General features: G+C 36.4%; 13 protein-coding genes. 1 reads left to right on the forward strand and 12 read right to left on the reverse strand.

Annotated features, from left to right (window positions below):
* Positions 1 to 158 precede the first annotated feature (158 nt).
* Positions 159 to 581 (forward strand): hypothetical protein, encoded by a 423-nt coding sequence (locus tag O0955_RS16600; RefSeq protein WP_269428684.1) that lies wholly within the window; start codon positions 159 to 161, stop codon positions 579 to 581.
* Between the two features lie 46 nt (positions 582 to 627).
* Here O0955_RS16600 and O0955_RS16605 read toward each other — a convergent pair whose 3' ends face one another.
* From O0955_RS16605 to O0955_RS16660, 12 genes are all read right to left on the reverse strand, one after another.
* Complete coding sequence (locus O0955_RS16605) at positions 628 to 1,095, reverse strand: hypothetical protein (RefSeq protein ID WP_269428685.1); 468 nt, start codon at positions 1,093 to 1,095, stop codon at positions 628 to 630.
* A 129-nt stretch (positions 1,096 to 1,224) separates the two neighbouring features.
* Positions 1,225 to 2,667, reverse strand: coding sequence for a glycoside hydrolase family 30 protein (locus O0955_RS16610; protein WP_269428686.1), 1,443 nt, complete (start codon positions 2,665 to 2,667; stop codon positions 1,225 to 1,227).
* Between the two features lie 282 nt (positions 2,668 to 2,949).
* On the reverse strand, positions 2,950 to 4,359 hold the full coding sequence (locus tag O0955_RS16615) for a RagB/SusD family nutrient uptake outer membrane protein (protein WP_269428687.1): 1,410 nt from the start codon (positions 4,357 to 4,359) through the stop codon (positions 2,950 to 2,952).
* 11 nt (positions 4,360 to 4,370) lie between these two features.
* Entirely contained in the window at positions 4,371 to 7,277 is a 2,907-nt protein-coding gene (locus tag O0955_RS16620; protein ID WP_269428688.1) for a SusC/RagA family TonB-linked outer membrane protein, read from the reverse strand.
* A 289-nt stretch (positions 7,278 to 7,566) separates the two neighbouring features.
* Positions 7,567 to 9,465 (reverse strand): 7TMR-DISM family protein, encoded by a 1,899-nt coding sequence (locus O0955_RS16625; protein WP_269428689.1) that lies wholly within the window; start codon positions 9,463 to 9,465, stop codon positions 7,567 to 7,569.
* 63 nt (positions 9,466 to 9,528) lie between these two features.
* Positions 9,529 to 10,833, reverse strand: a complete 1,305-nt coding sequence (locus O0955_RS16630) for a sensor histidine kinase (RefSeq protein WP_269428690.1) — start codon at positions 10,831 to 10,833, stop codon at positions 9,529 to 9,531.
* Positions 10,834 to 10,865: 32 nt separating this feature from the next.
* Complete coding sequence (locus O0955_RS16635) at positions 10,866 to 11,543, reverse strand: response regulator transcription factor (RefSeq protein WP_269428691.1); 678 nt, start codon at positions 11,541 to 11,543, stop codon at positions 10,866 to 10,868.
* A gap of 45 nt (positions 11,544 to 11,588) precedes the next feature.
* A complete protein-coding gene (locus tag O0955_RS16640) occupies positions 11,589 to 12,791 on the reverse strand; it encodes an aspartate aminotransferase family protein (protein ID WP_269428692.1) in 1,203 nt (400 codons plus the stop codon).
* Positions 12,792 to 12,828: 37 nt separating this feature from the next.
* Positions 12,829 to 13,272, reverse strand: a complete 444-nt coding sequence (locus O0955_RS16645; protein WP_269428693.1) for a hypothetical protein — start codon at positions 13,270 to 13,272, stop codon at positions 12,829 to 12,831.
* A gap of 80 nt (positions 13,273 to 13,352) precedes the next feature.
* Entirely contained in the window at positions 13,353 to 14,006 is a 654-nt protein-coding gene (locus O0955_RS16650) for a hypothetical protein (protein ID WP_269428694.1), read from the reverse strand.
* 33 nt (positions 14,007 to 14,039) lie between these two features.
* Entirely contained in the window at positions 14,040 to 14,600 is a 561-nt protein-coding gene (locus tag O0955_RS16655) for an RNA polymerase sigma factor (protein WP_131535719.1), read from the reverse strand.
* Positions 14,601 to 14,695: 95 nt separating this feature from the next.
* Positions 14,696 to 15,652: a transketolase family protein gene (locus O0955_RS16660; protein WP_269428695.1), complete on the reverse strand. Its 957-nt coding sequence runs from the start codon at positions 15,650 to 15,652 to the stop codon at positions 14,696 to 14,698.
* Positions 15,653 to 15,674 lie beyond the last annotated feature (22 nt).

Consider the following 15,674-nt stretch of genomic DNA (forward strand, 5'->3'; position numbering starts at 1 on the left):
TTAATGCCATCTTTTTGTAGACTTTTTACTCAGGTGTAGAAAAAAGTACTCGTAATATGTCCTGTTTTTATTATGTTAACTCTTGCTGATATGGTCTTTTATGACAATTCACAATTTGGCATAATATTTTACTGTGTGTTACAAACAATAAAACAAAAATGAAAAAAGTAATATTATCTGTGGCAGCAATAGGCTTGCTTGCTACGACTTTAGTTTCTTGTGACAGCACTAAGAAAACAGAAACTACAACAGATTCAACTGTTTCGGCTAATGGCGATACTACAGTTAAAGTTGTAACTAAAACGACTGAAACTACAAGAACTGAAGCACCATCTTTTTCAAGCGAAGAAGTTAATAAAAGTCTTGCTGATTTTAATAAATTGAAAGATGATTATGTTGCGGCATTAAAAAGTAAAAATGCAACTGAAATCCAGGCTTTGACTGAAAAATATAAAGTTTGGTCTCAAAAGGCAACAACATTTGCGGCTAAACTGAAACCAGAAGAAATTCAAAAATATACTGACTACGTTTCAAAAGTTAGCCAGGAGTGGAGCGAAGCAGCACAAGAAGCTATTAAATAATTTTAATTTATAAGTTTAAAGGTTGTACCAAACGGTACAACCTTTTTTATTTGCAATCGGTTTTAGAAAATTCGATTGCCTTGCCAAATTTTAGCTTACTGATGTTTTTGAACTTCACTTTGCCATCCGCTTCTTCCACATCGCCAAAACCTTCAACAAGTTTGCCCGATTGTTTTAACCATACAATTTGTCTTACGGATTGCATGCCTTCTGATTGGAAAGTATAATCAGCAATTAGTGTATCGCCTTTAACAATTCCTTCAATTTTACCGGTATTTTTATCTTTTTGGAAGAGGTTGTAGCTTAAATCTCCTGAAATCAGGGTATCTGTAGTATTAAGCTTTAATGTAGCAGTATCTCTATTTTTAGCATACAAAAAACACTCACTGGCATTTGCTGCATCATCGCTTTTTGTAGTTGTCGAATCTGTTAACTTATTGTTTTTCGTGGTATTGCTTTGGCAGGATGTCATCAATACAGTCGTAACTGCAATTATTGGAAGGATATTTTTCATGATCTATAGTGTTGATTATTGGTATGTTATCAAAGTGCCTGCCAAGATTGACTTTATAGCCCGGATAACCCCTTAAAAACAGAAAGCCCCGCAAATGCGGAGCTAACTCACAATTAAACTTAGATTTTTTTACCAAACGTAGGTGGCAACAGCTCCCTGACCTAAAGTAGAGGTTACACTTTTTCCATTATATTTAATATTGAAGGTTGTATCACTATTATTGTTGTTGCAAATAATTAAAACGGTTTTACCTTCGGGGGTTTTAAAAGCTACATTTTGCAGGTTATTGGTTAGGTTAGATCCAATACGAACTGAACCGGGTGTCACAAATTTTGAAGCATGCCCGATTACGTAATATGCTACATTTCTGCTCAGGGCAGGCGCAATGGTAATGGCACCCAAACAACTGGTACAGCCACCCTGATCGGTATGTGGATTATAATTTGCATCGGCAGCTAAATTCCACTCCAATACAGTACGACTCCAGTTGCGGGTTGCCCCAATAATCAAAGTCGATACATGCCATTTTAAGTCCTCAGGGAAATTACCCGGACCACCAACCCATTGCTCTGTGAAGTATACGTTTTTATCCGGGTGCGCATCGTGTACTTTGGTAAGCGCAGAGATGTTACCTGCATATAAGTGAAAAGCAGAACCATTGACATATTTCTTTGCTTCGGGATCATTTAAAATGGTAATCGGGTATTCAGGTTTATCCGCATTGTGATCGTAAACAATAATTTTAGTTTCAATGCCTGATGATTTGAATACAGGGCCTAAAGCAGTTTTAATAAAATCAGCCTGTGCTAGTGCATCCATATACATACTTGGATTATTGCCGGGATGCAGCGGTTCATTTTGTGGGGTAATGGCATCAATAATAATACCTTCGGCTTTCATAGCCTGAATATATTTAACCAGGTATTTGGCATAAGTTTGATAATAGACTGTTTTTAAACTGCCGCCAATAAAACTGTTATTAGTTTTCATCCAGGTAGGGGCTGTCCATGGCGAACCCAAAAACTTAATAGACGGGTTTATGGCAACAATTTTTTTAAGTACCGGAATTAAATCTGCCTGTTCTTTTGAAAGAGAAAATTTAACCAGATTTTCATCCGTTTCACCATCTGCAAGGTCATTGTAAGTAAAAGGAGTGGCACTTAAATCTGATGCACCAATACTTAAGCGGATATAGCTAACACCAATAGCTTCATCTGTTTTACCAAAAAGCTCATTTAATAATTTATCTTTTTCGGTTGGTGGTAAGGCGTTGATCAAACTTGCACTTCCTCCGGTTAATGTAAAACCAAAACCGTCTATACTTTGAAAAGTTGTTTTAGGATCTACCTCTATTGTTGGATTGTTATTTGTGGCCTCGCTAAAATTGAGGGCAATATTTTGTTTTTGGAGTAATGCAGACTGATCGCCTTTGGTGAGCCAGAAACTAACGTCAGTTTTAACTGGCGTTGTACCCGTCTGTGGATTTCCGATGTCGCCGGTTACGGTCTTTTTAGAAGCACAGGATGTAATTAAAAGACCTAATGCTAGGCTTACGCTATAAATTGATTTCATGTATTTGTGGTTAATAAACGATAGATTGTTACAATAAAAGGATGAAGGGACTATTAATCCCTTTCATCCTCAGGTTTTAATTTGTGTAATTGAAATTAATTTTCTGATCACCGGTTTGAACTTTAAATCCTCCGGTGTCAGTTACCTAGCTTTGTTTTTATCTTGAGCGTGAGCAACAATAACGGTACCTAATGTGAAGAGTGACAAAAGAGTTTTTCGGATCATAAGGGATTTTTTATAAAACAAAGGCGACAATTGCCGCCTTTGTAAATTGATGAGTAATTAACGAAGGTTTGGATTTCTGTCCAGTTCGGTTTGCGGAATCGGGAATAAAAGCTTTGCAGCTGTTACATTGTAATTTAAAGCATTACCGTTTCCATCTTTTTGAGCGTTCATAACTGCAATCGCCCTGTTTGTTCTTAACAGGTCGTACCAGCGGTGACCTTCAAACGCCAGTTCTAAACGGCGTTCTTTTTCAATTGCCAAACGCATACTTGCCTGATCGGTTGCTGGTGTTGCACCTAAATTAACACGACCACGAATGGTATTTACAATATCTTTTGCTGATGACCACCCGCTTGCACTGGCTTCGTTTAAAGCTTCTGCTTTTAAAAGCATAATATCTGCAAGGCGTAAAAGATAAGTATCTGTTTTATCGTCAGCTCTGTATTTATTGATATGGGGATAAACTGCAGCATCTTTCCAATAATCATCGTCCCATCCAATGCCATCAATTAAAATGCTCGATTTTTTACGAACAACATCATTTTCTGCATTGAAAACATTGACTAAATCGTTGGTAGGTGTGTTGAATTTTTTCCAGCCGGCTCCAAAAAGCTGACTTGGCATCCAGTTACCATGTAAACCGCCCCAGCCATCGTATTGCATTTCCCAAATGGCCTCTGAGTTGTTTTTATGCTGAGAATCCCATAGGAAATCATAATTAGATACCAAAGAATAACCACCGCCAATTACTGCATCGGCATAGGTAATTACTTTTGCCCAATCTGGATTTGTTTTGGTTGCATACACCTTAGCCAATAAAGCATTGGCCACACCTTTGGTCATAATGCCTTTGGTTGCCGCTGTTGTACGGGCATTAGCTGCTCCATATTCTAAATCAGCAATAATTTGAGCGTAAATCTGATCAGCAGTAGCTTTAGAAGGAGATAAATCTTCGGTGGTTACCGGAATTTTTACTACAAGTGGAGCCGAACCCCATAATCTCACAATGTTAAAATAAAGGTAAGCACGCAAAATTCTCGCTTCTGCTAAAATTTGTTTACGTCTGTCGTTAACATCCAGTTTAGGATCTGCAATTTTAGGAACATTATCTGTCACCAGGTTACAGTTTTTAATGTCCTTGTACAAAGCCGTATAATCTCTGCTTACATTGGCATTTGTGTTGCTTACGGTAAACAAATCAAGCTGAATATTATTAGGGTTATCACCACCTGCATAACAGTTGTCGGCAACTACATCACCATTTGTCATGAAATCCATAATGTGGAAATCGTTATACATACCATCATAAACACCCTGGATTAATTTCTCTGCTGCTGCTGCATCGGCAAAAGCAACATCGGGCGTTACCTGACTGATTGGCTGTTTATCTAAAAAGTCTTTCTTACAGCTGCTTAACGCCAATGTAATGGTGCCGGCAGCGATTATTGAATATATTTTAAGTTTCATTCTGTTTAAAATTAAAAGCCTACGTTAACACCAAATAAAAATGTTCTGGATTGTGGATAGGTTCCATAATCGATACCCATTGACGGGCTGTTCGCATCATAACGCTGTACCTCCGGATCGAAACCTGTATACTTGGTAAACGTTAACAGGTTATAACCGGTTGCAAAAATGGTTACTTTGCTCATGTTCAGTTTTTTAAGCGTATTTGCACCAAAATTGTAAGATAATGTTGCTGATTTTAAGCGTAAGTAAGAACCATCTTCAACAAATCTGCTTGATGTACGGGAGTTATCTGTATTTCCTTTGGTCACTTTTGGAATATTGGTTACCTGACCAGGAGTTGTCCATCTGTCTAACACGGCTGTCGATTGATTTTTAGAATCATATAAACCTTCTAAATCAATTCTTGAGGCATTAAAAATGTCATTACCCTGTACACCCTGGAAAAAGAATGATAAACCAAAAGAACCGTAGGTTAAATTATTGTTTATGCCATAAGTGAATTTTGGTTGTGCATTTCCAATATAAGTACGGTCATCGGCATCAACGCTACCATTTTTATTTAAATCTGCATAAACAGCATCGCCCGTTTGTGGGTTAACACCCTGATAAACATAACCATAAAAAGCACCCAAAGGTTGTCCTACCTGTACTCTGATGGCCTGATCACGGCTATCAATTCCACCAAAATCAATTGATGATAATGAATTACCTAAACTGGTTACCTTGTTGCGGTTTAATGAGAAGTTTAAATCTGTAGACCACGTAAATTTACTTTTAACAAAGTTTTTGGTCGATAAAACAAATTCCAAACCTTTATTTTCCATTGAACCTACATTTCTCGCCTGCGTATCAAAACCTGTACTAAGCGCTAAAGGCACATTTAAAAGCAAGTCGTTTGTTTTCTTTAAATACGCATCTGCTGTAAAAGTAACTCTTGAATTGAACATGCTTAAATCCAAACCAATATTGGTTTGAGTTGTTTTTTCCCAGGTTAAATCAGGGTTAGCCAATTGAATAAAGTTATAAGAACCTTGTGTAGTTGGCTGGTATAACTCTAAGTAAGCATAATCTCCAATACCTTCGTCGTTACCCACTTTACCCCAGCTACCTCTGATTTTTAAATCATTAATGGTTTTGCTTTCTTTCATAAAGTTTTCACCCGAAATACGCCACCCTACCGAAGCGGAAGGGAAGTATCCGTAACGTTTTTCTGGTGCAAAACGCGATGAACCATCCGCACGGAAGTTGGAACTGAATAAATATTTTCCATCATACGCATAGGTAACACGTGCTAGGTATGAGCGTTTAGACCACTGTGCAAATGCAGGTAATGTTGGTGAAATTGAAGTTGCAGCCGGTAAAAGATTTTTATTGGCATCTAAATATTTAGAATCCTCATAAGTGTAATATTTGTAATCAGACTCCTGAATCGTCATACCGCCAGTTGCTGTAAATGCATTTTTACCTACATTTTTGGTGTAGTTTAAAATATTTTCATTTAGCCAAACATTGTCTTTAGTTCTGTTGCTTTGGAACCTTCCTTGCTGAGTTCTGCCGTATTCAGACATGAACGGATCAAGAAAACTTGTGTAGCCATTTCTATTTAAATTGGTACTAATACTTGATTTTAAATATAAATCTTTAGTAAAGTTAACCTGAGCAGCAAACGAACCTAGAAAGCGGAAATTTCTTGTACCGTTAGTCATGCGGTATGCATATGCAATCGGGTTCTCCCAACCACCCTGATTTGGGTTACCCGCATATTGTCCTAAATCGTTATAAATGCCAATTGTTGGAGGTGTTGAAAGGGCGGATAGAATTACTCCACCACCTGAAACACCGCTGTTATCGCCAACATCAACTGATTTTCTATAGGTAAAAGCAGCTGTACCGGTTAATTTTAACCAGCTTGTAATGTTTTGAGAACCGTTAAAGTTGGCTGTATATTTATCTAAAACAGCCGGAGCAACCGTACCTTTATCTTGTTGATAACCTGTAGAGAAATAATATTGACCACCTTTAATACCACCGGATAAAGAAACCTGATAGTTGTTTTGTGTTCCCGTACCGAAGGTAACGTCCTGCCAGTCTGTATTCTGGTTCCCAAATGTAGTATAATTCATGTCTTTCATTAAGGCATTATATTGCGATGCATTTAAAACATCGATTTTTTGCCATAAGTTAGAAAAACCCGTAAAAGCATTAAATGCAACTCTCATCTTATCAGAACTTCCTTTTTTAGTTGTGATTAAAACCACACCATTTGCACCACTCGAACCATAAATGGCTGCAGCAGATGCATCTTTTAAAATGGTTAAGGTTTCAATATCGCCTGGATTTAAAAAGTCAGCATTTCTGGATGTTACTCCATCAATTACATATAAAGGGCTGTTTGAAGCAGTAATAGAAGTATTCCCCCTAATGCTAACCGATACACCAGAACCTGGTTTGCCTGATTGAGAAATAACCTGCACCCCCGCTGCTTTACCCTGAATGGCTTGCAATGGATTGGTTACCGGTTGATTTTCTATATCTTTTGAAGAAATAGAAACGACTGCGGTTGTTAAATCTTTTTTAGTGGTTGTACCATAACCAATAACCACAACCTCATTGAGCTGCTGGTTATCATCAGAAAGGGTTACGTTAATGCTGCTGCGGTTATTTACAACTTCTTCAAGGGTTTTAAAACCAATGAATGAAAATTCTAGTGTCGCATTGTTAGGAGCACTAATGGTATAAGAACCATTATCTTGTGTAGAGGCGCCCTGGTTAGTTCCTTTTACCTTTACAGAAACTCCCGGCAAGGGCAGACCTTTCTGGTCTTTTACCAGGCCTTTTATAGTTACATTCTGTGCCATACTCAGAGAGATACCGCATAGAATACATACCATAAGCAATGTAAATTTTTTTCTCATAATTTGCTTTTGTTAATTAATATGAAGTAAAGTTAACACCGATTTAATCTAAAATGCAAGCTTTTTGGATAAATATTTTATCGTAAGTTGTTGATAGTTAGTTTGTTGTGATAAAATCGATACGCTTTAATACCGTTGATGCAATCTGCGTTTTAACGTTGATTATCAGGTGTTAAGCATTGTAATTACGAAGGTTTGCTGTACGATTTTGATACGCTTAAATACCTGTTCAATTCTGCATAAAAAATATGCAAAACAACAACATTGTGACTGATAAATGAGGTCGTTATTACTCGATTACGAGCTGACTCCAGCCATTTTTAGCTGATTTCTTTAACGTTTTCTTCCGGTCATCCATTACCTTTTTTATGCGGGAACCAAAAGTCCAGCAAGTACTTTGTCTGATGGAAAGTAATTCGGAAAGTTTATGAGATGATATTTTTCCTTTAGATGAATAAATGAGGAAGATCATGTAAAAGGCTTTATTAATCGGAATTCTTGTGTTATGAAAAATGGTATAGGTGGTTACCGATTCTTCGTATCCACATTTACTGCAGCGGCGGCTATGCAAAATATGTCCATTGAAATAATGATCGTTGCTGCATTTGCGGCAATGGTAACCATTACTCCATTTAAGTGCTGCTAAAAAATCATAACAACTTTCTTTATCCGGGTATATTTTGCTGAATTCTTCAAAATCTACCTCAGTAGACATAACCCTGTCTCTGGATACCTTTTCCACGCTGGTCTGTAATTCCTCATTGTCATGTTCAAGCAAAACATTCATCCTCGAAATTTCTTCTGCCTGATGCTGTAATAAAGCATTCGCTTCTTCCAATGCCTGGTTTTTGCTTTCGATAATCAACGATTTATGGTAAACCTCGCGTGTACGCTCTTCAACCTTACTTTCAAGCTCCTGGTTTAAGGTATCTTTCAGCTTTGCATTAACAGCCATTTGCCTGATCATTTTCTGCTGAACGCTATCCTTTTTCTTTTTTAAAATCCGCACCTTATCACCAATGGCAAAAGAAAGGAATACCATTTCTAAAACAAAGCAAAAGCTTAAGCTATAATAACTGACCACACCAAAATTTAGCCAGCTAATGCCCAGCATAATTAAAAACTTTAAAGTAAAGCCGGCAAAAAGGAAGCTGTAGCCCAATACAAAGAAACGGGCAGGCTGATAACCATTTTTATAGATGTAAATTCCGGTAAAAAAGGCAACGGAAAGTGGAATGGCTTCTATAAATTTATAACTGAACAGGGATTGATCAAACAGGTAACAATAAATAAAGAAGATCAACCGGCATACAATAACCGCAATAATAAGTTGATTTAATTTTGGCGCTTTGATTTTAACCAGCAATAATTCTCTGGTAAAAAGCAAGGCAAAAATACTGGTTGCGCAGAGGGCAAAGGCATACGCTACCTGATTCCAGCCGGGCGCATTAGGCCATAAATACTGATAGGCAATACCATCTGTACTCATTTCAAAAAAGCCAACACTTAAATTGTACAATACGTAGTATAAATATTGTTTTTGCCTGATGGCGATAAACATGATGAGGTTATAGAAACTGAAAACCAATATCATCCCATAAAAAATACCGAAATAGAAATATTCATCCAATGCATAGGAAATGAACCATTCGGCACTGCGCAATACGATAATTACATCAGAAATTTGAGAAGATTTAATCTTAAAATAATAGGTTTGTAACGTTTTTCCATCATTTTGAAGCGGTATTTCGAAATTTTTATGATGAATCAGTCTTTTGTTAAAAGGATTTGAATCGCCCAATTCCTCTACTTTAAAACTTTGATCACTTTGTGGAATGTAAGCGGTTATCTGATCTATGGTCTGATCAAAAAACTCCAGCAGAAAAGGTTTTTTAGTTAAATCGTTGCTTTTTATTTTAATCCTGAACCAATACGTTTTATTCAGATTTTTAGTTTGAGGTGTGCTGCTGGTACCTGCTATAAATTTTTGATTAAAAGACTCACTCTTTACGTCCTCAAATGAATATTGGTCCTTATCATCCTCAAGTACTTCAATTTCTTTGAAGGTAAAAATATGCTGAGGTACTGAATCCTGAATTTGCACAACTTTCTGAGCCTTTAATCCGGTTATGGAAAAAGCTAAAAAGGAGCAGATGAAAAAGAATTTAATTTTAAAAGGATTCAACATAAACTACAAAGGTACTAATTTGAGGCCATGTGTTAATGATCAGGTGATCAGGCGAATTTCATTTTAAAAACTTAACACGATGGCTGTACCTTTTCCTTCTTCTGACTGAATGCCTACTTCAATTTTATGGAATTTAGCTATACTTTGAACAATGGCAAGGCCAAGACCAAAGCCATTCTCTTCTGTATTGCCCCGTTTAAACCGGTCAAAGGCATTGTCAAGTACCTCTTTATTCATGCCTAAACCGGTATCCATTATCGTCAGGATAAATTTTTCCTGTTGCATTTCGCCTTTTATATGGATAGAACCACCTTCAACATTATACTTAATCCCATTATTAATGATATTCATAAGTAAAGTATGGATAAGGGCTTTATTTCCTTTGAATTTAAAATCATGCTGTAAAGCAATATGAAAATTGATCTTTTTATCAGTAATCCGGTCTTCCAGATCTTCGTAAATATCCGCAAGCTCCTGTTTGATGTCGATTTCTTCGGTTTTTAAATACTGATTATTTTCTACTTTAGAGATTAATAACAAGCTGTTTATAATCACTTTAAGCCGGTTTAGTGTTTTTAAAGAAGCAAATATTTTGTTTTCGTGCTCAATTGGAATATTTGCAGTACTTAACATGTTCTCAAACCGGGTACTTAAAATAGAAATAGGGGTAAGCAACTCATGAGAAACATTTGCAATGAACTGCTTTTCGAGTAAAAACAGGTTATTTATCTTCCGCATTAAAGAGTTAATACTATTATCCAGAATTTTAAAATCGTCAGTATTTGTTGGAATATTATCGTAATTGTAATGCAATGGATCATCGACAAGATTGATTTTTTTATCAATGATTGAATAAAAGGGCTTTAGCAGAAAATTTGAAAAGGCATAATCCGTTATCAAAGTGATTAATAATGCCGCAATAAGCACAATTAACATGTAGAAACGAATGGCATTTTTAATAGACTGCATGGAAGTCATGCTTTCGCCAATTTCCAAATTGTACCAGTTGGTGTGGTAAAGAAACTTATAATTTAAAATTCTGTAGAATTCCACATCGCCTTCAATTTCTCTCTCTTCGGTAATAATTACGTGTGCCGAGTCTTTTTGGTCATCAGGAATATCAGTTAAAGTGATGAATTCTTCCTTTAATATGTTGTAATCGGTAAAGGATTGCTGATTATTTAAAAGGCTGTCAATTTCATTATCGCTCAGGTTTTCAATGATTTTTCCTTTCTTTTTGATTAGCCTGTTATCGAGTTGGTTGTAGGCAAGTTTGTCGAGTGAAAATAAAATAATTGCCCCTAAAACCAGGATAATGGCAATTTTGGTCACTGCATTATATAAAGAAAACTTAACCTGTAATTTCATTTTTGTCTTTATACCTTGAATTTATGCTGTTTTTAGCAGTTAATGCGATAACCAATGCTTCTAACGGTTTCAAACCAATCGGTTTGATTTACAGCTGAAAGCTTTTTACGAAGGTTTTTTACATGGACATCTACAAAGTTTGAATCGGAATTTACCTCTAAAATATCTCCCCAAACATGTTCTGTAAGACTCATTCTGGATACCACCCGGTTTTTATTCAGCACCAGGTAATTAAAAATCTCGAACTCTTTTTTGGTTAAATTTAATCGTTCATCCCCAAAAGAAACTGTTCTGTTTTGGATATTTAAAAGGAAATTATGAATATTAATCTCATTCTTTTCCAATTTATGTTTTCTGCGGATGATGGCATGCATGCGGGCCAGTAATTCGTTTAAAGAAAATGGTTTTGGCAAATAATCATCTGCACCTTCATCCAAACCTTTAATACGGTCGTCTACGGCACTTCTGGCTGTTAAAATAATAACGGCATCATCACGATCTTTTAATGTTTTGAGTTGCTTTAAAACATCAAAGCCATCGCCATCCGGTAAACCTAAATCCAGCAGGATGAAATCGTAGTTGTTTACGAAAATCTTTTCTTCAGCCGATGCTTTTTTCCAGGCATGTTCTACAATAAATCCTTCATTGCTTAAAAATTCATCCATTTCAAGCGCAAGGCTTTTTTCATCTTCAACAATTAAAACGTTCATTTATCAGCAGTTTTTGATGAGTGGTTTTTCCATGTTTGCCCATAACTAATTACTGGAATCGCCAGCAACTAAGTTAATGTTTTTCAAAATTATAGTACAGGCTTCGGTAATTTCTTCTTTGGTGATAATAAGAGGGGGGGCAATCCGCATAGAATTGCTGCAGTGTAAAAACCAATCGCTTATAATACCATCAGCAATACAGGCATCAATGATTTTTTTGTTAATTTCAAAATTTTCGAATTCTGCTGCAAGCATCAGGCCTTTTCCTCTCACTTCTTTAATTGCAGGATGTTTTAACAAACTTTTAAAAAGCTGTCCTTTTTCTTCAACCCCGGCAACAATCTGATCGTTTGTCAATGCATTCAGCGTAGCTAAACCTGCAGCGCAACAAACCGGATGACCTCCAAAAGTTGTCATATGACCTAAAATAGGATTATTAGAGAGCACCGACATAATTTCGGCTGAAGAAATAAATGCGCCAATGGGCATACCGCCACCAATGCTTTTAGCAAGCAATAAAATATCGGGAACAATATTGAAATGTTCAAAAGCAAACATTTTACCTGTGCGACCGAAGCCACTTTGTATTTCGTCGAAAACCAGCAGCGTTCCGGTTTCTGTACATTTTTTTCTGAGTGCATCAAAATAAGCTGTATCTCCAACACGAATTCCGGCTTCACCCTGAATAGGTTCGATAAATACAGCTGCAGTTTCGGTAGTGATCAAACTTAAATCGTCTGATTTATTGAAATTAATAAAACTCACATTGGGCAGGAAAGGGCCGTAACCTGAAGAATAAAAATCGCTCTCCATTAAACTTTCAGCACCTTGTGTACTGCCATGATAAGCATTTTTACAAGCTATAAAACCCTTTCGGCCAGTATAACGTTTAGCCAGTTTCATGGCCCCTTCTACGGCTTCGGCGCCGGAATTTACAAAATAAGTACAACTCAGGTTTCCGGGTAAAACATCGGCTAGTGCTTTTGCAAAATTTACCTGTGGATTTTGAACATATTCGCCATACACCATTAAGTGCATATAGGTTTCGGCTTGTTGTTGAATGGCCTTTACTACCGAGGGGTGGCAGTGACCAACATTGCTTACGCCAATGCCGGCGATAAGATCCATATATTTTTTGCCTTCCTGATCGTAAATGTATAAGCCTTTGGCTTTTACAAATTCCAATAAAAGAGGCTCGGGTGATGTTTGTGCATTATGTTGTAAAAACAACTGACGTTGTGTAAGCATGGCACAAAAGTACGGAAATGATGCAGGCTTTTTGTTTTTAATTTCCAGGCTTGCCGCCTTTATATCTGTTAAGCAACTCCCGCTTAAAGCCTTCCTGCGCTCTGTAATATTTGCCGATAATTTTTATAGGTAAAACAGATTTCATTTTGGCGTAGTATTTTTTATCGAGATTAAGGTCCCTTTGTTTAAAATCAAATTCGCTGGTAATTAAACTTTGGATTTGTGAATCGCTTAAATTATCGATTTCTGTTACTTTTCTGAAAGAGATCATTTTTTGCATGCGTTCTTTACGCAAGTCATTTTGTTCTCTTTGCATTTCATTATAAATTGGCCAGAATACCTTGGCTTCATCTGGAGATAAATCAAGCTTTTGAGTAAAATAAGCTATTTTAAGTGATTCTATTTCTTCTCCTTTTTGTCTTTGCGCCCAAAGTAAAGTTGGTAATAGGAATAGTAAGCCGGCGAAAAATAAGTTTTTCATCTGTATAAATTTGTTTTCAGCGATGATGAAATGATCATGATTTATTTACTGTATTTGAAAATCATGATGATTCATGGTCATTAATTGTTTAATTCCTGAGCTAAATCGTTTGAAGAAAAATTGCTCAATATATAGTTTTCCATTTCTGTATCTGACGCAGAAGTAGTTTTTGTATCTGGTTTTGTGGTATTTTCTGCTTCTAAATGATCGATGATGGTACTTTCATCAATATCATAAAGCATTTGTTCATTAGCAAACTCTGCAGATTGAATCTGATTTGCAGAACTTCCCTGATTTTGGTAAAGATAAAACCCAAAAGAAGAGATTAAAAGAAAACAGGCTGCGCTTGCATATTTAACTAAATTTCTGCTCCAAAGGGAAACCACTTTAGCTTCTTTTTTCGGTTCTGAAGCTTCAATTTTGCCGGCAATTCTACTTTGTAAGGTATCAAAATAATTTTCAGGTACTCCGAATGTGCTTTCTGCTTTAGGCATTGCGGCCAATGCAATTTTGGTTTCAATACGTTCTGTTAGTTCTTCAAAATAATTTTGCGGAACTTTAAAGGCATTTACATCTGTTTTTTGCTTTAATCCATCCACAAAAATGGATGAAAAAATCGTTTCACCGAAATTATCGAAATATCCATCAGGAACACAAAAAGGATTACGCCTGCTCATTGCCGCCAGGGCAGGGGCTTCATTAATCCAATCGTTATTTTCTATATTTTCATTCATCACAGATATATGATACAATTCAGATCAAAAGGTTTAATAGTCTATTTCATCATTTGTGATAATTGCTTCAATTTTTTTTGCAGCAATGTGAAATGATGCTTTTAAGGCTCCAACTGAAGTGCCTAAAACTTCAGATATTTCTTCATATTTCATATCATCAAAATATTTCATATTGAAAATAATCCGTTGTTTTTCGGGTAAGGTTAAAATGGCTTTCTGAAGTTTAAGCTCTAATTTATCTCCATTAAAATAAGAAGATGCGACAAGATTATCTGCCAGTTCAGATGATACTTCATCTAAAGGCGTATTGTTTCGCTGCTTTTGCTTATTTAAAAAAGTAATAGATTCGTTTGTCGCGATCCGGTAAATCCAGGTGTACAGTTGGGAATCACTTCTGAATTTATCCAGGTTTTTCCAAACTTTAACAAATACTTCCTGTATCAGGTCGTCACAATCATCATGATTGAGCACCAACCGCCTGATGTGCCAGTATATTTTTTGCTGATATTTTTTTAAAAGCAGGTTAAAGGCTTCATTTCGAGTTTTCTCGACAGCAAACATTGCAAGAATTTCTGAATCTTCAACTTGTTTCATTAAAGCCTTTGCTTTATATAACTACAAAGACACAAAACTTGCAAAGCTTTATTATCGCTTCGTAAGCTTTGTGTCTGAGCGGTTTGTTCTTATAATTATTTTTTTCTGCTGATTACCTTTTGTACAGCTTCAACAATGTTTACAGCATCTAAGCCATATTTAGCCATTAACTGATCTGGTGTACCGCTTTCGCCAAAAGTATCATTGGTTGCAACAAACTCTTGTGGACTTGGTAATTCAGTTGTTAATAAACGGGCAACACTTTCGCCTAAACCACCAAATTTGTTATGTTCTTCGCAAGTGACTACACAACCGGTTTTCTTAACAGATTTTAAGATTGCTTCCTCATCCAAAGGTTTAATGGTGTGGATATTTATAATTTCTGCATCTATACCCAATTCTGCTAATTTTTCGCCAGCTTCAATTGCTTTCCAAACCATGTGGCCGGTGGCAATAATGGTTACATCGGTACCTTCGTTAACCATCCATGCTTTACCAATCTCAAATTTTTGATCAGGATCTGTAAATACAGGAATAACCGGACGACCGAAACGTAAATAAACAGGGCCTTCGTATTCGGCAATGGCTAATGTTGCGGCTTTAGTCTGGTTATAATCACAAGGATTAATCACCACCATACCCGGTAACATTTTCATTAAGCCTATATCTTCTAAAATTTGGTGGGTGGCACCGTCTTCACCCAGAGTTAAACCAGCATGTGAAGCACAAATTTTAACGTTTTTATTTGAATAAGCTACTGACTGACGAATCTGATCGTAAACACGACCTGTAGAGAAGTTAGCAAAAGTACCTGTGAAAGGAATTTTACCGCCAATTGTCATACCTGCTGCTATACCGATCATGTTTGCTTCAGCAATACCAACCTGAGTAAAACGCTCAGGGAAATCTTTAATAAAAGCATCCATTTTTAATGAACCAACCAAGTCGGCACATAAAGCCACAACATTTTCGTTTTTCTTTCCAGCTTCATGTAAGCCAGCTCCAAAACCAGAACGTGTATCTTTTTTCTCTGTGTATGTATATTTTTTCACGATGTTTTATATTTTTTATTTA

The sequence above is a fragment of the Pedobacter punctiformis genome (assembly GCF_027213715.1).
Classification (GTDB): Bacteria; Bacteroidota; Bacteroidia; order Sphingobacteriales; family Sphingobacteriaceae; genus Pedobacter; species Pedobacter punctiformis.